The following is an 18,525-nucleotide window of genomic DNA, read 5'->3' as shown; positions in this document are numbered from 1 at the left end:
CGACGCCCGACGCCACCGAACGCGCGTACCGGCCGCCCGGCGGTGAGCGGCGGGTGAGCGTGACTGTCGGCGGCCGGATGCCGGTGGTGCGGTCAGACGCCCCTGCCGGAGGACAGCGGGCCCGGCTGTCCCGGTACGCCCGCGGCTCCGCTGTGGGTGTGGCACAGCAGCAGGCACACGTCGTCGTCGTGCTCGGAGTCGTGCAGCAGCGGGTGGAGGAGCCGGTCGGCGGAACCCTCCAGGTCCGTGTCGAGCTCGGCGGGCCCGAAGTCCGCCAGCGCCGAGGCGAGCCGCTGGATGCCGGGGTCTATGCCCTGGGCGCGGCGCTCCACCAGGCCGTCCGTGTAGAGCGCCAGCGTCGAGCCGGGCGGCAGCGGCACGGTGTGGTCCCCGATCTCCTGCCGCAGCGGGATGCCGAGCATGGCGCCGGGCTTGGCGTCCAGCGTCCGCACCCGGCCGTCGGGGGTGCGCAGCACGGGCGGCGGGTGCCCCGCGGCCGCCCAGGTGAGGGTGGGCTCCTCGGGGTGGAAGCGGGCGATGACGGCCGTCGCGTAGAGATCGGGCTGGAGATGGTGCAGGAACGTGTGCAGCTGGGTGAGCAGCCGGCCCGGTGTCCCCCCGTCGACCGCGTACGCGCGCAGCGCGGTGCGCAGCTGGCTCATCATCACCGCGGCGTGCAGCCCGTGCCCGGTGACGTCGCCCATGACGGTGATCAGGCTGCCGTCGGGCTGGCGGAAGGCGTCGTACCAGTCGCCGCCGACGTTCATGCCGCGGGTGGCCGGCAGATAGCGGGCCGCGAGCCGCAGACCCGGTGTCGTCGGCAGATCCGTGAGCAGGGCGCGCTGCAGGGTCTCGGCGATGTCCCGGTTGTGCTCGAAGCGCTTCGCGTTCTCGATCGCGATGCTGGCCCGCCGGGCGAGCTCGATCAGCATGATGGCGTCGTCGGGGTCCCAGCGCTCCCCGGACGGCGACAGCGTCAGCACGCCCAGCGGCGCCCGCCGGGTCAGCAGCGGTATGCACAGCAGGGGCCGCGCGGGGTCGAGCGCGGACGGCGGCTGGTCGTCGACGCCGGGCAGCCCGCCCGGGTGGTCGGCCGCGTACTGGGGGCGCCCGCGGCGCGCCGCGAGCACGGCGGCGGCCGGACGCGGCCCGCCGCCGTGCCGGTCGTCGCCCTCCTCGTCGAACAGCCATACGTCGACGGAGCCGGGGCGGGCGTAGCGGGGGACCAGGAGGGCGGGCAGGAGCCGCACGATCGCGTCGTGGTTGAGGGAGGACGTCAGGGCGGTGCTCGCGTCGGCCAGGAAGGTCAGCCGGCCGCGCGCGTGCTCGGCCTCCTCGCGAGCCCGCTGCTCGGCCGCGAACAGTTCGCGCTGCGCGCGTCCGGCCGCGTCGAGCTCGGCGTGCAGGGCCAGGACGCCCTGGTTGGTCTGGTGCAGTTCCTCGCGGTGGAAGGCGACCAGGCGCTCCTGCTCGTCGAGCCGTTCCAGGAGCACGGCCGCGTCCTCGTCGGCGCAGAACAGCGCCTCCGCGAGCGACGCCGGGTCGTCCGCCACATGCCCGTCGCCGTCCGCGCCGCTGTTCTCGGGACAGACGACCGTGGTGCGCCAGGGCGGCCGCAGATCGCCCGCCGGGCGCTTCTCGGGCGCCACCTCGACGTCGATCCGGCCGCCGTCCCCGGACGGCGCGGCGGTCGTCTCCACGCTGAGCCGCCACACACCTCCCTTGGTGAGACACTGCCGCAGCTGCGCGGTGAGCGCGCCGACCAGACGGGCGCGGTCGACGGCGCTCACGCCGTGCGCGGTGGCCAGCCGCGCCGTGGCGATACGGGCGCGCGCGGCGTCGGTGACGGTGCTGACGTGCCAGGTGCGGATCATGAAGCGGGGTCCGGCGAGGAGGGGCACAGTACGGCGACGGCGGTGTCGTCGCGTACCGGCCGGGCGGGGCTGCTCGCGTCACGCACGATCTCGGCGGCGATCACAGCGGGGTCGAGGGAAGGGCGGTAGGCGGCCGGACCGGGGCTCCAGCGGCTCGGCAGGCCGTCGCTGTGCAGTACGAGAAGGCAGTCGTCCTCCCAGTCCACCTGCTGCTGCGGCATGCTCGCCGGCCGGTGGGCGCCGACGATGCCGGGACGCGACAGCAGATGCTTCCAGCTGTCGCCGGTGCGCAGCCGGGCGCCGATGTTCCCGACGCCGGCGAAGGCCAGCCGCCCGGCCGTGAGGTCCAGCTGGGCCACGGCCACGGCCGCGCCCCTGGTGTCCCGCAGCGCGCCGTCCAGCCGCCGCAGCAGTTCCGCCGGGGACAGCCGGTCCGAGCGGCGCAGCTCCGCCACGGCGGCCGAGGACGCGTGCGCCGCCTGGGGGCCGTGGCCCAGCCCGTCGGCCAGCATCAGTGTCACGCGATCGCCTGTTCGTATCCCTGCCCAGGCGTCACCCGAGTACTCGGCACCGGCGAAGGGGATGTTGACGCCGCCGACCCGCACCGCCGGCCGGGCGAGGCGGCCGGGGACGCCGGAGCGCTCCCCGCGGCCGCCGATCCGCGCCATGGCGACGGTGCCGCGCCCCGGCACGCTGTGCAGGTCGAACACGTCCGCGACCCGCCGGCAGGTGCCCAGGCCCGCGCCGAGGGAGGAGGTCGTGGAGAAGCCGTCCCGCAGCGCGGCCGCGACGTCACGGATGCCCGGCCCGTGGTCCACGGCCACGATCTGCACTTGCGCGGGTCCCCCGGTGCCGTCGGCCCTCTCGGACGAGTCCACCGCGTCCAGCAGGATCTGCCCGCCGCCCGCGTGCTTGAGCAGATTGGTGGCGAGCTCGGTGGCCACGAGCGCGGTGCTCGCGGTGCGGTCCTCGTCGAGGCCCGCCTGGGCGGCGGCGGCCTCGGTCGCCACGCGCACGTCCCGTACCCGGGTCGAGTCGTGCACCGGCACCTCCCAGACGCGGGGCATCAGGCCTCCTCGCGCGGCAGCGGCGGCTTGGCGGACCACGACGTCACCGTCACGGTGGTGCCCGTGCCGGGGCTGCTGTCGATCCGGAACTCGTGCACCAGCCGGCGGGCGCCGCCGAGTCCCATGCCCAGGCCGTCGCCGGAGGTGTAGCCGTCGCTCAGGGCCCGGTCGAGATCCGGGATGCCCGGCCCCTCGTCGCTGAAGGTGAGCCGCAGCCCCGGCACACCGGCCCTGCTCACCGGCGCGCACTCCATCTCGCCCCCGCCGCCGTGGACGAGGGTGTTGCGCGCGAGCTCGCTGGCCGCGGTGACCAGCTTCGTCTGTGCCACCAGCCCGAAGCCGAGCTGGGCAGCGGCCTGCCGCACATGCTGCCGTACCCACACCAGATCGAGATCCGAGTGGATCGGCAGGCGGGCGGAGACACCGCCGGCTGTCTGCATCAGGGACTCTCCTGGCGTGTGCGCCCGGGCCGGGGGGAGACGGAACCTTGGCCGAGGAGCCGCATGGCGTCCTCGGTGCTGAGCGCCGTGCGCAGCCCCGGCAGCGTCAGACCCAGCTCCACCAGCGTGATCGCCACGGCGGGGCGCATACCGCACACCACCGTCTCCGCGGCGAGCAGCCGCGTCTTGGCCGCGATGTCGCCGATCACCCGGCCCAGGAACGAGTCGACGAGCTCGACACCGGACAGATCGAGGACCACGCCGCTGACCCGGTTGTCGGCGGCGGCCTCGCTGACGTCCTGCTGGAGCTGTTCGGCCTGGCTGTCGTGCAGATCACCCTGGAACGTGACGAGGAGCACGCCCCCGAGCCGGAGCACGGGCACATGGCCCCCGTAGGGAGCGGGGAACGGGGCGGTCACCGGGACTCCGCACCGCCCGGCACATGGGCCACGATGTCCGTGCCCAGTTCCCGCAGGGCGTACGCCAGGGCGTCCGAGAGGCTCGCCCGCGTCATGACGGAACTCAGGTCGATGCCCAGGTGGACGATGGTCTGCGCGATGGCGGGCCGGATACCGGAGATGATGCACTCCGCTCCCATCAGACGGGCCGCCGCCACGGTCTTCAGCAGGTGCTGGGCCACCAGGGAATCGACCGTCGGCACACCCGTGATGTCGAGGATCGCGAAGCGGGCGCGCTGCTCGACGACGGTGTCCAGCAGCGTCTCCATCACCACCTGACTGCGGGCGCTGTCGAGCGTGCCGATCAGGGGGACGGCGACCACGCCCTTCCACAGCTGGATGACCGGCGTGGCGGCCTCCAGCAGCTGGATGCGCTGGCGCTCGACGATCTCCTGCCCGGCGGTCAGCGAGGTCTCCAGGACGACCAGGCGCAGCGTGCCCATCAGCACGGTGAGGGCCGTGACGCGGTCCCGCACCTGCTCGGCAGGGCGGCCGGACAGATCGGCGAGGAGAAGCTCCTCGGCGGGCGCCCGCAGTGCGTCGACCTCGAGGGAGATCTGGTTGGCGGTGAAGCCGGCGCGGGACCGGGCGGCCGCGGTACGGGCCAGCTGGTCCCGCACGACGATGAACCCGTCGGCCTCCGGGTCCTCGATGCGATGGGTGGCGGCCACGGCGGCCAGCGCCTCCACCACGGCCCGGCCGGCCTCCACGGCCTCGTCCCGGGAGACCGTGAAGACGGTGCGGAACAAGGCCGCGTCGGCCCAGCGCTGGGCGATCTGTTCCCGGCGCCGGTGCAGGAAGTCCGCGATCTCCTGCGCCGGCGTCCCGTGCTGTGCTGTCGCTTCCTGCTCCGGCACGTGCTTCTCTCCTCAGCTGCTCTGCGCTGCTCCGGTCACGGCGGACGGCGCTCGTCGGCGGGCGCCGCTTTCCTTGCCGCCCGACAACTGTAGACACGCCCCGGAGCCGCACAACACCGGTGCACCCCTCGTTGATCCGTATCGGACGTTCGCGTACTAGTCCGGGCGCGGCCGTCCGAACCAGTCCAGGCAGACCACCAGCGCGTCGTCGTCGGGCACGGGGGAGCCACGGTGGCCGGACAGCTCCCGCAGCACGGCGCCGGGCACCTCGGCCGCGGGCAGCAGGCTGGTGGACGTGATCGCCCGGGCCAGCGCGCGGTCCCCGTAGCGCTCCCCGCCCGGTCCGGCGACGCCGTACACCCCGTCGCTGACGAAGACCATCCGGTCGCCCGGCTCGACGCGCACCTCCTGGGCGATGTAGTCGGTCTCCTCGAACATGCCGAGGGGGAGCTGGGCCTCGAGATCGACGCGTGTGACGGTCCGGCCGCGCAGCCGCAGCATCCTGGGCGAGCCCGCGTCGACGACCCGCAGCCGGCCGGTGACCAGGTCCAGGTCGAGCAGGAGGACCGACAGATGGGCGCGGCCCCGGTAGTGGGCGTGGATCGCCTGGTCGGCGAGACACGCCTGGTCGGCGATGGAGATGCCCGCGCGCCGTGCGTTGCGCAGGGCGTTGATGCCGAGGCTGGTCAGCAGCGCGGCCTCGACGCCCTCGCCCATGCCGTTGGTGACGTACAGCATCAGGCGGTCGGCGGTGGCGCACCAGTCGTAGTTGTCGCCGAAGATCGCGTAGGCGGGTTCCAGCTGGGCGCCGAGAGCGTACTCCGCGCGGGCGGACGAACGTCCCGGGAGCAGCTGCCACTGCATCTCCGCCGCCAGCGTGAGACGGTCCTCGCGCCGTGCCTGGAGGTAGAGATCGGTGTCCCGCTCCGCGACGACGATCTCGTGCGCCAGGACCTGGGCCACCTCGGCCAGCTCGGCCAGGTACTCCTCGGCCTGCTCGGCGGAGGGCATCGTGACGGTCAGCACCCCGAGCCGGTCGCCGCGCACCGTGACCGGTAGGTGGACACGCACCCCGCCGTCGCCGCCCAGCTCGGTGAACGGCTCCTGGGCGCCGAAGGCCCGCCCGGCCGGGGAGCCGTGCACCGGCAGGGACTCCGGCCGGTCCGGCGGCGAGCAGACGCAGCGCAGCACGGTGAGGCCGTAGTCGGCCATGAACAGATCGACGGCCTTGGCCGCGTAGTCGCTGCACAGCACCTCGCGGACCGCGTCCACCAGCCGGTGCGGGGCCGCGGAGCGCAGGGCGCGCTCGGCTGCCACGAATGTGTTCACGATGTCGGATACGCCATTCTCTCCACGGGGACGGTGCCCGCCCCGCCCGGTCGCGGACGACGCCGCCCGGTGTCTTCGCATCTGTGGGGACGTACGGTGTTTGGCACGGCCTGCCCGACCCGGCGGGCTGACAGTGTCCGAGAAGCCTGGAAGAGTGGGATCGTGACTCCTTTCCCCTCCCATCCTCGGCCGAACGAGGTGGCGCGTGTGACCTCAGAGGCGGCCGAGTTGCTGGAAGTCCTGTGGGGGCGCGCCTCGACGGCGCCGGTGTCGGCGTCGCAGATCCGTGTGCTGTTCATCCTCGAGCACCATGACGGGATCAACCTGCGGTCGCTCGCCGACGCCCTGGGTTCCACCCCGCCGTCCACCAGTCGGCTCTGCGACCGTCTGCAGGCGGTCGGCTTCGTCGAGCGCGGGCCCAGCGCCGCCAGCCGCCGCGAGCTGCGGCTGCGGCTGAGCCGGCGCGGCCGGGCCTTCCTGGCGGAGCTGCGCGCGCGCCGCGAGGCCGCTCTGCAGTCCGTGCTGGAACAGATGCCGAGCGTGCAGCGGACCGCGCTGCTGGAGGGGCTGGAGGCGTTCTGCTCGGCCGCCGCCGCCCAGATCCACGAGGGTGACGCCTCCGACGTCAGGAGCGCCTGACCGCCGGCCACGCACCGGTCCGGGGCCGCCCGCGGGCCGTGCGGGCGCCGCGGTGGAGCGGCGTGCGCGCCCCTCTTCGCCGAACGGCACATCCCACACCCTTCTTCCCGCGCGGTTGACCCGGCTCACTTTGTTGCCTCACGGCCATAGTTGTCAAACGACAACTGTTGGACCCGCGAGGGTGCCGGACAGGGCCTACGTGCACCCCCGTTCCCCGCCGTCCGGCGCCGGCGCTCCTCCCGCGGCCCGCCGGACGGACTACGGGGCGGGCGGCTCCTCCTCCGGGCCGGAGTCCGCCGGCGGTGCGTCCGACCGCCGGGCGTCCACCAGCTCCAGTGCCTCCTCGACGCTCTCCACCGTCGGCACCGTGATGCTGACACCGGTGAGGTCCAGGATCCGCCGCACGGCGGACGTCGGCCGGATCACGTACACCCCGCCGGAGGTCTGCCGCGCCTCCTGGTACACCCGCAGGATGATGTTCATCCCGGACGAGTCCATGAAGGGCACGGACGAGACGTCCAGCAGGAAGTGCCGCCGGCCGTGGTGCAGCTGGTTGGCCAGATGATGCTGCAGCTCGGTCGCGGTATCGATGTCCAGATCGCCCTCGACCGTGAGCAGCACGGCATCCTCCCTGGGCACCGTCACCTGGATCGACAAGGGGTTCTGGGCAACAGACACAAGTACCTCCACAGGCGTCGCCGACCGGATCCGGCTACCCCGGACTCCGTGTTCGATGCACCGCGCACTGACGACGGGCGGTGCCGCCGCGACCTGTGGACGACCGGGCGGCACGACCTCCCGGCGCGTCCGCGTCCCCCGACGTCATGACGCCTTGGCCCGCCGAATGGTGGCGTGGCGATGCGCTCGTGCGCCTACCCCCGAATCGCACACCCACACAGGGCGCGTTCGCGCCGTGCGACGCGTCACCGGCGTGCGGCGACTTCCCGGCGTTCGGGTGGTTCACGGTTTCACGCGCCGCCGAGCGGTGAGCCGGAGTAGTGGAGACAGTGCGGACGTGAAGACGTGAGCACGTAGGCGACACCGACAACAGCACGGGGACAGTACGCACAACACGGCGGGTGTCCGGCGCCGCGTCCGAGCGGTGGCTGGGCGTCCCGGGTGACCGGATGGCAGGAGCACCGCCTGGCCCCCGCGGCAGGCCTCCCGTCGCCCCCGTCAGTTGAGTCAGGGAGCGAAAGGATGCGTGAGCGATACCAGGTCCGGGCCGCCCCTCACCCGGTTTTTCCGAGCGGGCCCCCGCACGGGCCGCGGAGCCCCGCGGAGGCACGTATCGCCGTACGGCAGGCGGTGGCCGAGCGGGCGGCGGACACCGGGTGCGACGAGAGTGCCCTCGCGGACGCGTTGCTCGTGGTCTCGGAGCTGACCACCAACGCGATGCTGCACGGCGGAGGCGTCACGGACGTGGACGTCACCGTGCGCGGCGGTGATCTGTATCTGTCCGTCAGCGACCGCAGCCGCCGCCTTCCCGTGGCGCTGACCTCGGTCGACGAGTGCGGCCGGAAGCGCTGCGGAGGGCGTGGCTGGCCGATCGTCTGCCGGCTGTCACGCGAGGTGACGCTGGCGGACCTCCCGTCGGGCGGAAAGCGCATCACCGCGGTGGTGCCGCTGCGCGCGTCACGCCGCCGGACGGGCGGAACATGCCTTTGAGCGGAGCGCCGGGCGGCGGCACCGAAACGGAACTGCGACGACCGGGCATGAGGTGGGGATAAGGGGGTAGGCGGCGTGGCGGTCGGCCCACCACGGCGGTGGGCGTCGCATCAGGCGGGAGCGAAGGAAGTGGCACACATCGCACACGACGGCAGGCGTGCCCTTCCCCCGCTGACGGAGCCGTTGGAGTCCGACGCGGTGGAGCTGAAGGACAGTGCCGGGTACGAGGGACGGCCGGAGGACATCGGCGAGGCCCGCCGCTTCGCCGACGGCTTCCTCGCCCGGGCACAGACGGAGCGGAACATATCGATACCGGCCCGGGTCCGCGGGGCGGTCCAGCTCATCGTGAGCGAGCTGGTCACCAACGCCTGCAAGTACACGGGCGGTCCCTGTCTGATGGACCTGGAGCTCGCGGGCGGCACCATCGCGGTGACGCTGTGGGACAGCGAGCCCGTGCTCCCGGTCGCCCGCGCGGCCGAGCCGGGCCGCGTGGGCCAGCACGGCCTGGAGATCGTCCTCGCCCTGTGCGAGGCGTACGAGGTCCGCCGCGAGCCCGTGGGCAAGCGGGTCAGGGTCACGGTGGGCCTGAACTGAGAAGGGCAGTACCCGGCTGAACGGCAGCACGCCGTACGGCAACCACGGGATCCGCCCACCGGACGCTGTCCGGTGGGCGGATCCCGTGTACGGAAGGACGGGGGACGGCCGGGCGGCCGTCAGGCGACGTCCGGCTCCAGGAGGCCGGCGCGCAGCCGCTTGATGATGCGGCTGATCAGCCGGGAGACATGCATCTGGGAGACGCCGAGGTGCCCGGCGATCTGGGACTGGGTGAGCTCCTCGACGAACCGCATGTGGATGATCCGCCGCTCGCGCTCGTCGAGCTGGGCGATCAGCGGCGCCAGCGAGTGGAAGTCCTCCACCAACTCCAGCGACGGGTCCTCCTCGCCGAGGACGTCGGCCAGGACCGCCTCGCCGTCGTCGGCGCCCGTGGGGGTGAGGGCGGCGTCCAGCGAGGAGGAGTTGTAGCAGTTGGCCGCCTTGCGCGCCTCGATGACCTCTTCCTCGGACAGCTGCATGAGTTCGGAGAGCTCACGGGTGGTGGGCGTGCGGCCCAGCCGGGAGCGCAGCTCGTCCGTGGCCTTCGCCAGCTCCACCCGGGCCTCCTGGAGCCGCCGCGGCACATGCACGGCCCAGCTCGTGTCCCGGAAGAAGCGCTTGATCTCGCCGACGATGTACGGCACCGCGAACGTCGTGAACTCGACCTCGCGGGCCAGCTCGAACCGGTCGATCGCCTTGATCAGGCCGATGGTGCCGACCTGGACGATGTCCTCCAGGGAGTCCCCGCGGCCACGGAAGCGCGAGGCGGCGTACCGCACGAGCGAGAGGTTCATCTCGATCAGGGTGTTGCGCACGTACTGGTACTCGTGCGTGCCTTCCTCCAGCATGGCCAGCCGGTCGAAGAACTGGCGGGACAGCCCCCTGGCGTCCTTCGGCGAGACCCGCGTGGGGTCGTCGATGAGCGGCAGTTCCGCCCCGGTCGTCGTGACCGTCTCGTCCGCCGTGACCGTTGCCCGTGCTGCCGACACGGCTGCCATGCCGTCCTCCCCTGTCGCGTGAAGTCGCGTGTAGTACTCGATGTCATCCCTCGCTTGCCCCACTTCGAGCGACTCACTCCCCCCGAATGGGCACGAGTTCTCGGTTTCCGGGGTGCCGGGTCCGCGGCCGGCGGGCCGTGCGCCGGATGTGCGCCACCGGGCACGATCGGACGGCTGTTTGCCTCCGCGACGGCGGGGCAAGCGGGATCCGTGCTTCGGACCAGAGGCGCGCCGACGGGTGAAGTGTGCCCGCTCCGGGGCCTCTTCGCCCCGCGCGCTCCCTTCCCCGCGGCCATTCCCCTGAAAGCGTCGTTCAGGAGCGATCCCGCATGCTGGTTGAAACGTCCGCAAACGGTTCCGGTACGTCCGCGCGCCCCCAGAACCCGAATCAGAGGGCGCATGACGACGCCCCCGACACCACAGCAGTATTCGTCCGTCTCGCGCAGCTGGAGGACGGACCCGAGCGCGAGGCCCTCCGCGACGAACTCGTGAAAGCCTGGCTGCCCATGGCCCACCGCATCGCGGGCCGCTTCCGCAACCGCGGTGAGTCCCTGGAGGACCTGCGGCAGGTCGCCGCGCTCGGCCTGCTGAAGGCCATCGACCGCTTCGAACCGGAGCGGGGGGCCTTCGAGAGCTACGCGGTGCCCACCATCACCGGTGAGATAAAGCGCCACTTCCGCGACCGGATGTGGGCGCTGCGCGTCCCCCGGCGGGTGCAGGAACTGCGCAACAAGGTGCGCCTCGCCCGCCGCGAGCTCACCCAGACCGCCGGTTCCGCCACGCCGACGATCGCCGAGATCGCGGCCCACGCCAAGCTCACCGAGGAGGAGGTCACCACGGGCATGGAGGCACTGGACAGCTTCAGCACCCTGTCCCTGGACGCCGAGGTGTCCACCGGTGACGACGGCTACAGCCTCGCCGACACCCTCGGAACCGTCGACTCGTCGTACGACACCGTCGTCGACCGGGAGGCGGCGAAGGAAGGGCTGAGGCATCTGCCCGAACGCGAACGCGCCATCCTCTACATGCGTTTCTTCGAGGACATGACCCAGAGCCGCATCGCCGATCAGCTGGGCATCTCCCAGATGCACGTCTCCCGGCTCATCAGCCGCAGCTGCGCGCGGGTGCGGAACGAGGCCCTCGGCCAGCAGCGGTCGCGCCGCGGCGCCGAACGGCGCCGCCCCGACTGACCTCCCGGCGCACACCCGCGCGCCCCCTTCCCCGTCCCCCGGCCGGACCGGCCGGGGGACCGCCCTGCCCACCACCTGACCGAGGAGAGGAACCGATGCTGAAGCCCCATCCCGCCGTCCTGCGCAAGCTCGTCGAGGAGTACGAGAAGGTGAGCGCGGAGAAGGCGCACGAGGGGGAGGAGCGTGACGGCCGGCCGGACCGGCGCGCTCAGGACCTCGCCTACACGCTGTGCGTGTCGACGGGCACGCGCGACGTCCGGCGGGCGCTGGAGGAGGCGTACCGGCTGCTGGCCGCCGAGCAGGAGCCGGTGCCCGGAGGGCGCCGCCCGTACGGGGCGAAGGGCCTGAAGAAGCAGCCCGCGACGGCGGACGCCGCGTCCGTCTGACGTCCCGTCCGGGACACGTACACCGGGGCGCCCGCCGCGCCCCGCACACGACGACGGGTCGTCCGGTGCTTCCGGACGACCCGTCGTCGTGTGTTCAGCCACGGGCCGTGAGGTCGGCGAGGAACTCGTCCACGCGCACCCGCTCCCGGCCCGGGGCCACCACGTCGAAGGTGCTCCGTACGAAGTCGACGACGGCGTGGGCCGGTGCGAGGACCACCGCGCGGTCCCGTCCCGTGCCGTCCTGGGCGCAGCCCGACAGCTCGACGCGCAGCACGGTGCGGGCTCCCGCGCGCTGCGGACGCAGCCGTACGTCCCCCTCGCCGACCGGCCGCAGGGCCCCTTCGGCGAGCATCTCCCGGTCCAGTCTCCATACGGCGAGGATGCGGCCCTCGTGGCTGAACGCCGTCGTCACGGCGAAGGGGTCGTCCGCGTCGTAGCTCAGATGGGCCTGCACGGGAACACGGCGGGCGTCGTCGACCTCGAGCTGCATGGCCAGGGTCCTGTGCACGAACGGGATCAAGGAAGCCTCCGGGATACATCGGTTGAGGAGTCATCAGGTACCCCCTTGTCGCCAGTGATGCCCCCGCAACCGGGTGATTCATGGAGGGCAGCCCCCAGCGCACAGGAGCAAGGGGGTGCACGGGCGGTGGCGACAGGAGGGTGAGCACTGAATGCGGCCATCGCAACGGGGTATCTCCTGCTGTCGAGGGCGCTGACCGGGAAGGGGTCCGCCCCGCCGTTGAGAGAGCCGCTGAGCGAGCCACAGGGACCGCGGAGAGCCGGGGACGGGGCAGCGGAGGGAAGGGAGCGAAGTGGACTTCGACGACATCTGGTCGTACGCGGAGCGGAGCGGCCACCAGGAGGGGCAGATTCTGACGGGGTACTCCGTCGAGGCCGCCGACGGGACCCTCGGGCACGTCGACCGGCAGGCCGACGACACCGGCCGGCGGCACCTGATCGTGGACACGGGTGTGTGGGTGTTCGGAAAGAGTGTGCTGGTGCCGGCCGGCCTCGTCGAGCGCATCGACGCGGAGGCGCAGCGGATCACCGTGGCCCCCACCCGTGAGGAGGTCAAGTCGGCGCCGCTGTTCCGGACGGACCGGGAGACCTCGGACGCCGGGTACCTGGACACGGTGGCCGCCTATTACCGTGGTCTTCCCCGCCGGCAGTCGACCTGACGCCGGGGGGTCCCGAGGCGTTCCGTTCCCCTTCGGGAACGGTGCCGGCGGAGGGAGATTCCGCCCATGCATCGGGGCCGAGCGGGTAGGCGGGGCTCGATGAGGAATGGCGAACGTATACGGTGCCGATCGCGGATCCGCCCCGGTGTGTCCGGTGACACGGCACACGCCGGAGCGGGCACCGGGCCGGCCACCGGCTGGGGGCCCCGTCCGTGGAGCGCGGCCGGAGGGGCGTTTGTGACGAGTGTGGGAATTGGGAGTGAGCTGATGCCGGACCAGTGCGGCGTCCCGGGAGCCGGCGGTCCGGCGGTCCAGGTCCTGAGTGCGGCGTGGGGTGCGCACCGGGGACGGGGCGTGTCCCGCGCCGTCCGGGGATGACGTCCGTGGAACGCCGCACGACCGGGGACGGCGGCCTGTCGGACACCGCCGACGCAACGGACCTCACAAGCAGCGCATACGGACAGCACACCGGAGCGAACGGGACCGCTTCCGGCAGCGGCGCGCCGGCGAGGGGCGCCGCCTCCGGTACGTCCGGCACGGGGGTGACGTCCCTCCCGACCGCTCCGCACAACGGCGCGCCGGCACGGGTCGTCGCTGCGGGGACGGGCGTTCCGGGTGCTCCGGCGGCGGATCCCGCCGGTGCCGGGAACGGCGGGCCGGTGAACGGGGCCGCATCGAGTGACGGTGCGCCGTCGGCGCGCACCGTCGTCCCCGGTGGCGGCGTGGTGGACGGGACCGCGCGGACGCCGGTCGCCATCACCAACGCCGCGGCGGCCCGGCAGTACACGCGCCGGGTGATCCAGGAGTACTGGAACACCCCCGGCCGAGGGGCCGGCGAGCAGGCCGTCATCGATCTGCTGCTCGTGGTCTCGGAGCTGGTGACGAACGCCGTCCGGCACGGCGGCGGCATCGCGGGGTTCGAGGTCGCGCCGACCCCCGAAGGCGTACGGCTGAGCGTGCGCGACCACAGCGATGTCGTCCCCGACGCGGCCTACGGTCCCGGCACCCTGCCCCTGGCGCACGTCGGCAATGGGTACGGCTGGCCGCTGATCATCCGGCTGGCGCGCGACATCGACATCCGCCGCCGGCCGGAGGGCGGCAAGACGGTCAGCGTGTTCGTGCCGCTGGTCTGACGCGTGCGGCCGTCGCCCGGCGCCGTTCGCGCGCCGTACGACGGCCTCGTCCGGTGGCCCGGCGGTTCACCAGGGCAGGAAGACGTGCACGTCCTTGCCGTCGTCCTGCACCACCACGCTCACCTGGGTGCACAGCGTGTGCACCAGATGCCAGCCGATACCGCCACCGCCCTTGCTGGGGTGGAACGGACGCGGTGCGGGCGGAGTGGTACTGGTGTCGTGCAGCGTCACATGCACACCGTCGAAGGTGCGGCGCATCGTCAGTGCGAAAGGCCCCGGGGCGTACTGGACCGCGTTGGCGGCCAGTTCGTTGACGACCAGCAGGATGTCGTCCCAGTGTTCGGGTGCCGTCGGCGGCGCCGACCGCGCCACGGCGCGCAGGAACTCCTCGGCGGCCAGGCGCGCCCCGGTGACGTCACCCAGTTCTCCGTCGAAGGCGGCGTGACACTTTTCGATCTCATCGGAAGGCAGTTTCTCGCTCCAGTGCGGCTCGGTCGCCATCTCACCTTCCCCGGTCCCTCGGCAGCGGGGCCGTACACAGTGAAATATCTCGGTCCCTTCGCTGCTGTTTCCCAGCGGGACAAGGGCTACTCGCCCTGATTCGCCGGCACCTGTGGGGCACGAGGGGCGGAGACGGCGCGCTGTCCAGGGCGCCGCCCCGCTGTCTCCGCTGTCCCTTCATGTGCACCGGGTTCCCTGTGGGGACGAGGAGGAACGGATCGTTCGACCCGACAACGCGTGCGAAGACGGCACCCGTGGCAGTCGTGGACGTCAGGGGCGGGGGTTCGTCCGCCGCCAGACCGGGCGGGCGTCGGAGCCGCGCCGTCCGGCGGCCGCGGCACACCGGCGGCACACCCTCTGTACGGCGTCCGCCGCGCCTCCCGACTCCGGGAAGACGTCGGTCCACTCGACCCCGGGGAACCGCTCCAGCTGAGACCGGCTGAGCGCCAGACCGCACACCGTCTGGTTCATGCCCTGCTCCCAGGCGTGCACCTCTCCGGCGGGCAGCCGGCGGCCGTCCTCCGGATCCCACCGGCGACCGGAGGCCGCCACCGCGTAACGTCGGTTTCTCGCCATACCGCGCGGGTCCCCGCCGCGGGCGCGGGCATGCGGGTCCGGCGCGGCAGGCGGCACAACTGCTCACCGGGCACGCCGTGTTCTCCGGCCGGGCCGGCCGTTCCGTGGGCCGGGGGTCAGCCGCGGAGCTCCGTACGCCGGGCGGGCGGCCTGCCGGCCCGGGCACCGCCGGATCCGCGGTGCACCGTCACCACCAGCCGGGGGCCGTCGTCCACGCCGATCGGTCCCGACGCCGCCCGCCCGGGCCTGACCCTGATCAGACTCCGCACGGCGGCCCCCGCCACGAGACCTCCTGCGATCACCCATAACGGCCTGACGTGTTTCATCGGTTCCTCCCCTCGCCGGGCCGAGCAAGGGACGGGTCCCCGGCGAGAGGCGTTCGACTCCTGTCCGCGCCGCTGTTACTGCGCCCGGACCGCGCGCTGGTCCTCGTCCTGAACGAGCAGGGAGAGCAGGGAGGCGACGCTCAGTCCGGCTTCGGCCGGATGGCGCAGCACCTTGCCGGCCTCGACACGGTAGGTGTTGCTGCGGCCCTCCCGCGTGTGGGAAAGGTACCCCTCCTGCTCCAGGTCGGCGATGATCTTCTGAACCGCGCGCTCGGTGAGCCGGCAACGCGCGGCGATGTCACGGATACGGACGTTGTGGTCATCGGCGATCGAGGCAAGAACGCGCGCGTGATTGGTCAGAAACGTCCATCCGATGTACGACTCCGGCACTCCACCCATGCCGTCAGTATACGTCCGTCGATTCCCGTAAGGCGATACGCGAATTTGATTTCATGTATCTCTTGACGTGTTCTTGATGGTGAGTGAGCCTGAAGGAAGTGGATGAGTGAGTGGACGCGAGCACCTGGGGAGAGACGGCCATGCCGGAGTCGGTGTTCTCGGAGCGGTCCACGGGGCTGGGTGCCGGCGCTGCCGGCTGCCCGGAACCCGGTGGGGCCGTCGCCTGGTCCCGGTCGAGCGAGCTGTCGGTTGAGAGCCGTCCGGACGGTGATCGGGTACTCGTCGTGGTGTCGGGTGAACTGGACATCGACACCGACCAGATGCTGCAGCGCGTGCTGCGGGACGCCCTCGGCCGGTCCGTCAGAGGCGTCGACCTCGACCTCACCCGGGTCGGTTTCTCGGACTGCTCGGGCCTCAACGTCGTGCTGGCGATGCGGCGACGGGCCCTGGGTGACGGCAAGACGGTGGCCATCCGCGCCGCGAGCCCGGCCGTCGAGCGGTTGCTCGAGGTGACCGGCACACGCTCGCTGTTCGAGGTCTCCGCTGTCCCCGCGGAGGCCGCCGGTCAGGACGGCTGCGACAGCGACGAGGGCGACAACGGACTGTCGGCCCAGGATCTGGAGGAGCTGCGCATCGAGGTCGTGCAGCTCCGGCGGGCCATGCAGACGCGGCCGACCATCGACCTGGCGCGCGGCGTGCTGATGGCCTCCTTCCGGCTGAGCCCCGAGGATGCCTGGCACGTGCTCGTCACGGTCTCCCAGCGCGCCAACGTCAAGCTGCACCGGCTCGCCCACGAACTGGTGGGCACCGTCCGGGGCGGCCCCCTCCCGGCGAACCTGCAGGGGGAGCTGGGCAGCGCCGTCGCCGCGCTCCGGTCGGACGGGGAGCCGTCCGCCGGGACCGGTGCCCGCGGCGACGGCGTGGCAGAGGTCCGGGCTCTGAAGGAGATGCCGTGAGCAAGACCGTGAGACCACGCGGGTGAAGCCGTCGGGAGCGGTGTCTCGGGTCAGCCGGCCCTTGGCGTCGTCCGCCACGCGGGCGGTTCCTCCCGCGCCTCGGCCGGTGTCCCTGGCGGGCACCGCGGGCAGCGGCCGCTCCGCGCGCGCGAGTTCGGCCGGGGAGAGGTCGAACGGCTCCATGCACACCCGGGTCCCGCCCACGTCGACGCCGATCATGTGGCCGCTGCGCGGGGCGACGCGCGGCAGGGTGAGGGGACGGCCGCCGTCGGAGCCGACGCCGCCCGCCTCCCCGGCGAGGCCGTCGGCGACCAGCTCGGGGCGACGTCGCTGATGGACCCCGAACTCGGCCCCGTCATGGGGCCGAGTGCGCTGTGGCTCATCGGTCCGTCGCACCGCAGCCGTCGCGGGACGGCGGTGCGGTTCTCCCGCCGCGGGTCACGGACCGTTCGGCTGTTGCCCACCGCCGCCTTGCCCTCTGGCTCGTTGCGTTGCTCTCGCGAGGCACCGGCTGGAGTCCACCCGGGGCCAGTGGGTCTTCGGGCACAACCAGTACGTCATCCTGAACCTCGCCCTGGGCGGGCGTATCCCGTCGGCTGGAACCAGGTCGCCTCGCCGTACCGGGGCCTGCCGCAGTCCAGCGTCGACCGGATCGCGGCGGGCGGCGTCCAGGCCGAGGTGGACTGGGTGCGGGTCGAACAGAAGGGCTGACCGCGCCGGACCGTGCGGGGCCCGTGCCCCTGTCGTTCACCAAGACCGGTGATTTTGCCGATGGCTCGGTGAGGGCCGCGCTCTCACAGTGGCATCCCACCCCACAGGGGCGGTGCCACCGGCGGAGATCCCCACATGTGCGCGCGTCGACGTGACGCGCGCCCGTCGTCTCCGCCGCGCGGCCCCTCACGACAGGAAGGACGATGCCGTCGTGCATCAGCACCCGCAGCAGGATCTGTCCACCCCGGTGACCGGTGCCGGCCGCCGCTCCCCGCGCCGCCGGACGAGCCGGTTCACGGGCCTGGTGGCCGCCGTGGCGGCGGTGCTGGGACTCGGCACCATGACGAGCCCCGGCGCCCACGCGGCGGACAACCCGTACGAGCGGGGCCCGGCCCCCACCACCAGCAGCATCGAGGCCCTGCGCGGCCCGTACGCCGTGTCGCAGACGTCCGTCTCCTCCCTCCTCGTGTCGGGCTTCGGCGGCGGCACGATCTACTACCCGACGAGCACCAGCGACGGCACCTTCGGCGCCGTCGTCATCTCACCCGGCTTCACCGCCTACGAGTCCTCCATCTCCTGGCTGGGCCCGCGCCTGGCCTCGCAGGGCTTCGTGGTGTTCACCATCGACACGCTCACCACGGTCGACCAGCCGGACTCCCGAGGCCGACAGCTGCTCGCGGCCCTGGACTACCTCACCGAGCGCAGCTCGGTGCGGACCCGGATCGACAGCAGCCGGCTCGGTGTCATGGGCCACTCGATGGGCGGCGGCGGCACGCTGGAGGCCGCCAAGACCCGTCCGTCGCTCCAGGCCGCGATCCCGCTGACGCCGTGGAACCTCGACAAGACCTGGCCCGAGGTCACCACACCCACGATGATCATCGGAGCCGACGGTGACACCGTCGCCCCGGTGTCCAGCCACTCGGAGCCCTTCTACAACAGCCTGCCGTCCTCCACGGACAAGGCCTACCTGGAGCTGAACGGCGCCACCCACTTCGCGCCGAACACGTCGAACACGACCATCGCGAAGTACAGCATCAGCTGGCTGAAGCGGTTCATCGACAACGACACCCGCTACGAGCAGTTCCTGTGCCCGCTGCCGCGGCCCAGCCTGACGATCGAGGAGTACCGGGGCAACTGCCCGCACACCTCCTGACGCCGCAGGACTCCGGCCTCCGGCGGTCGCGCCCACCGGCGCGGCCGCCGGAGCCGTTGTGCGGCCGCCCAGCGCGAGACCGGCCGCGCTGT

21 protein-coding genes and 2 pseudogenes are annotated in these 18,525 nt (G+C 72.7%); 10 read left to right on the top strand and 13 right to left on the bottom strand.

Features of this window, described 5'->3' with window-relative positions; translation table 11 throughout:
• Window positions 1-92: 92 nt before the first annotated feature.
• The 6 genes from IE242_RS09215 to IE242_RS09190 all read right to left on the bottom strand — a co-directional run bounded on the left by IE242_RS09215 (window position 93) and on the right by IE242_RS09190 (window position 6,025).
• Complete coding sequence (locus tag IE242_RS09215) at window positions 93-1,874, bottom strand: PP2C family protein-serine/threonine phosphatase (RefSeq protein ID WP_189857201.1); 1,782 nt, start codon at window positions 1,872-1,874, stop codon at window positions 93-95.
• A complete protein-coding gene (locus tag IE242_RS09210) occupies window positions 1,871-2,941 on the bottom strand; it encodes an ATP-binding SpoIIE family protein phosphatase (protein WP_189857199.1) in 1,071 nt (356 codons plus the stop codon). Before IE242_RS09210 ends, IE242_RS09215 begins: the two co-directional genes overlap by 4 nt.
• Window positions 2,941-3,381 (bottom strand): anti-sigma regulatory factor, encoded by a 441-nt coding sequence (locus IE242_RS09205; RefSeq protein WP_189857197.1) that lies wholly within the window; start codon window positions 3,379-3,381, stop codon window positions 2,941-2,943. The genes IE242_RS09210 and IE242_RS09205 overlap by 1 nt, the downstream gene beginning before the upstream one ends.
• On the bottom strand, window positions 3,381-3,800 hold the full coding sequence (locus IE242_RS09200) for an STAS domain-containing protein (protein ID WP_189857195.1): 420 nt from the start codon (window positions 3,798-3,800) through the stop codon (window positions 3,381-3,383). Before IE242_RS09200 ends, IE242_RS09205 begins: the two co-directional genes overlap by 1 nt.
• A complete protein-coding gene (locus IE242_RS09195; RefSeq protein ID WP_189857193.1) occupies window positions 3,797-4,696 on the bottom strand; it encodes an STAS domain-containing protein in 900 nt (299 codons plus the stop codon). Before IE242_RS09195 ends, IE242_RS09200 begins: the two co-directional genes overlap by 4 nt.
• Before the next feature lie 156 nt (window positions 4,697-4,852).
• A complete protein-coding gene (locus IE242_RS09190) occupies window positions 4,853-6,025 on the bottom strand; it encodes a PP2C family protein-serine/threonine phosphatase (protein ID WP_229858554.1) in 1,173 nt (390 codons plus the stop codon).
• 207 nt (window positions 6,026-6,232) lie between these two features.
• Between IE242_RS09190 and IE242_RS09185 the strand changes: the two genes are divergently transcribed.
• Entirely contained in the window at window positions 6,233-6,664 is a 432-nt protein-coding gene (locus IE242_RS09185; protein ID WP_189857189.1) for a MarR family winged helix-turn-helix transcriptional regulator, read from the top strand.
• Between the two features lie 258 nt (window positions 6,665-6,922).
• On the opposite strand, the gene IE242_RS09180 is transcribed toward IE242_RS09185, so the two are convergent.
• Window positions 6,923-7,342 carry an STAS domain-containing protein gene (locus IE242_RS09180; RefSeq protein ID WP_189857187.1) on the bottom strand — a complete coding sequence of 140 codons (420 nt, stop codon included), beginning with the start codon at window positions 7,340-7,342 and terminating at the stop codon, window positions 6,923-6,925.
• A 522-nt stretch (window positions 7,343-7,864) separates the two neighbouring features.
• On the opposite strand from IE242_RS09180, the gene IE242_RS09175 reads away from it, so the two are divergent.
• Both IE242_RS09175 and IE242_RS09170 read left to right on the top strand, forming a co-directional pair.
• A complete protein-coding gene (locus tag IE242_RS09175) occupies window positions 7,865-8,332 on the top strand; it encodes an ATP-binding protein (RefSeq protein ID WP_189857185.1) in 468 nt (155 codons plus the stop codon).
• Window positions 8,333-8,461: 129 nt separating this feature from the next.
• Complete coding sequence (locus IE242_RS09170; RefSeq protein WP_229858552.1) at window positions 8,462-8,926, top strand: ATP-binding protein; 465 nt, start codon at window positions 8,462-8,464, stop codon at window positions 8,924-8,926.
• 119 nt (window positions 8,927-9,045) lie between these two features.
• Here IE242_RS09170 and IE242_RS09165 read toward each other — a convergent pair whose 3' ends face one another.
• Window positions 9,046-9,924, bottom strand: a complete 879-nt coding sequence (locus tag IE242_RS09165; protein ID WP_189857183.1) for an RNA polymerase sigma factor SigF — start codon at window positions 9,922-9,924, stop codon at window positions 9,046-9,048.
• 329 nt (window positions 9,925-10,253) lie between these two features.
• Here IE242_RS09165 and IE242_RS09160 point away from each other — a divergent pair, with 329 nt between their 5' ends.
• Together IE242_RS09160 and IE242_RS09155 are read left to right on the top strand one after the other, a co-directional pair.
• Window positions 10,254-11,114 (top strand): RNA polymerase sigma factor SigF, encoded by an 861-nt coding sequence (locus IE242_RS09160; RefSeq protein WP_189857181.1) that lies wholly within the window; start codon window positions 10,254-10,256, stop codon window positions 11,112-11,114.
• Between the two features lie 95 nt (window positions 11,115-11,209).
• On the top strand, window positions 11,210-11,500 hold the full coding sequence (locus IE242_RS09155) for a DUF5133 domain-containing protein (protein WP_189857179.1): 291 nt from the start codon (window positions 11,210-11,212) through the stop codon (window positions 11,498-11,500).
• A 94-nt stretch (window positions 11,501-11,594) separates the two neighbouring features.
• Here the strand turns inward: IE242_RS09155 and IE242_RS09150 are convergent, their stop codons facing one another.
• On the bottom strand, window positions 11,595-11,990 hold the full coding sequence (locus IE242_RS09150; protein WP_373299486.1) for an SsgA family sporulation/cell division regulator: 396 nt from the start codon (window positions 11,988-11,990) through the stop codon (window positions 11,595-11,597).
• 322 nt (window positions 11,991-12,312) lie between these two features.
• Here IE242_RS09150 and IE242_RS09145 point away from each other — a divergent pair, with 322 nt between their 5' ends.
• Both IE242_RS09145 and IE242_RS38810 read left to right on the top strand, forming a co-directional pair.
• On the top strand, window positions 12,313-12,678 hold the full coding sequence (locus tag IE242_RS09145) for a PRC-barrel domain-containing protein (RefSeq protein WP_189857175.1): 366 nt from the start codon (window positions 12,313-12,315) through the stop codon (window positions 12,676-12,678).
• A gap of 383 nt (window positions 12,679-13,061) precedes the next feature.
• Window positions 13,062-13,811 (top strand): ATP-binding protein, encoded by a 750-nt coding sequence (locus IE242_RS38810; RefSeq protein WP_308436759.1) that lies wholly within the window; start codon window positions 13,062-13,064, stop codon window positions 13,809-13,811.
• Between the two features lie 66 nt (window positions 13,812-13,877).
• Here the strand turns inward: IE242_RS38810 and IE242_RS09135 are convergent, their stop codons facing one another.
• The 3 genes from IE242_RS09135 to IE242_RS09125 form a co-directional block, all read right to left on the bottom strand.
• Window positions 13,878-14,312, bottom strand: a complete 435-nt coding sequence (locus tag IE242_RS09135) for an ATP-binding protein (protein ID WP_189857171.1) — start codon at window positions 14,310-14,312, stop codon at window positions 13,878-13,880.
• A 270-nt stretch (window positions 14,313-14,582) separates the two neighbouring features.
• A complete protein-coding gene (locus IE242_RS09130) occupies window positions 14,583-14,888 on the bottom strand; it encodes a hypothetical protein (protein WP_189857169.1) in 306 nt (101 codons plus the stop codon).
• A gap of 401 nt (window positions 14,889-15,289) precedes the next feature.
• Window positions 15,290-15,613 carry a helix-turn-helix transcriptional regulator gene (locus IE242_RS09125; RefSeq protein WP_189857167.1) on the bottom strand — a complete coding sequence of 108 codons (324 nt, stop codon included), beginning with the start codon at window positions 15,611-15,613 and terminating at the stop codon, window positions 15,290-15,292.
• 110 nt (window positions 15,614-15,723) lie between these two features.
• On the opposite strand from IE242_RS09125, the gene IE242_RS09120 reads away from it, so the two are divergent.
• The gene (locus tag IE242_RS09120) at window positions 15,724-16,569 is read left to right on the top strand and encodes an anti-sigma factor antagonist (protein ID WP_229858550.1); all 846 of its coding nucleotides are present in this window, start codon (window positions 15,724-15,726) and stop codon (window positions 16,567-16,569) included.
• 129 nt (window positions 16,570-16,698) lie between these two features.
• Here IE242_RS09120 and IE242_RS37495 read toward each other — a convergent pair.
• Window positions 16,699-17,033, bottom strand: a pseudogene (locus IE242_RS37495) (sugar kinase); the annotation flags it as partial.
• A 38-nt stretch (window positions 17,034-17,071) separates the two neighbouring features.
• Here IE242_RS37495 and IE242_RS37490 point away from each other — a divergent pair.
• Window positions 17,072-17,280, top strand: a pseudogene (locus tag IE242_RS37490) (discoidin domain-containing protein); the annotation flags it as partial.
• Between the two features lie 247 nt (window positions 17,281-17,527).
• Window positions 17,528-18,433: a bis(hydroxyethyl) terephthalate hydrolase gene (bdeA, locus tag IE242_RS09115; RefSeq protein WP_229858679.1), complete on the top strand. Its 906-nt coding sequence runs from the start codon at window positions 17,528-17,530 to the stop codon at window positions 18,431-18,433.
• Window positions 18,434-18,525: the final 92 nt, after the last annotated feature.

The organism is Streptomyces poonensis (assembly GCF_014650915.1).
GTDB classification, from domain to species: Bacteria; Actinomycetota; Actinomycetes; order Streptomycetales; family Streptomycetaceae; genus Streptomyces; species Streptomyces poonensis.
Note: the sequence above shows the minus strand (reverse complement) of the source record. Positions and strands in the feature narration are given on the sequence as shown.

What these genes read in the sequence shown, in the direction of transcription:
- IE242_RS09215 (WP_189857201.1), bottom strand. Translation starts at nt 1,874, where the DNA reads ATGATCCGCACCTGGCACGTCAGCACCGTCACCGACGCCGCGCGCGCC.
- IE242_RS09155 (WP_189857179.1), top strand. Translation starts at nt 11,210, where the DNA reads ATGCTGAAGCCCCATCCCGCCGTCCTGCGCAAGCTCGTCGAGGAGTAC.
- IE242_RS09160 (WP_189857181.1), top strand. Translation starts at nt 10,254, where the DNA reads ATGCTGGTTGAAACGTCCGCAAACGGTTCCGGTACGTCCGCGCGCCCC.
- IE242_RS09210 (WP_189857199.1), bottom strand. Translation starts at nt 2,941, where the DNA reads ATGCCCCGCGTCTGGGAGGTGCCGGTGCACGACTCGACCCGGGTACGG.
- IE242_RS09205 (WP_189857197.1), bottom strand. Translation starts at nt 3,381, where the DNA reads ATGCAGACAGCCGGCGGTGTCTCCGCCCGCCTGCCGATCCACTCGGAT.
- IE242_RS09150 (WP_373299486.1), bottom strand. Translation starts at nt 11,990, where the DNA reads ATGCAGCTCGAGGTCGACGACGCCCGCCGTGTTCCCGTGCAGGCCCAT.
- IE242_RS09130 (WP_189857169.1), bottom strand. Translation starts at nt 14,888, where the DNA reads ATGGCGAGAAACCGACGTTACGCGGTGGCGGCCTCCGGTCGCCGGTGG.
- IE242_RS09135 (WP_189857171.1), bottom strand. Translation starts at nt 14,312, where the DNA reads ATGGCGACCGAGCCGCACTGGAGCGAGAAACTGCCTTCCGATGAGATC.
- IE242_RS09175 (WP_189857185.1), top strand. Translation starts at nt 7,865, where the DNA reads ATGCGTGAGCGATACCAGGTCCGGGCCGCCCCTCACCCGGTTTTTCCG.
- IE242_RS09165 (WP_189857183.1), bottom strand. Translation starts at nt 9,924, where the DNA reads ATGGCAGCCGTGTCGGCAGCACGGGCAACGGTCACGGCGGACGAGACG.
- IE242_RS09125 (WP_189857167.1), bottom strand. Translation starts at nt 15,613, where the DNA reads ATGGGTGGAGTGCCGGAGTCGTACATCGGATGGACGTTTCTGACCAAT.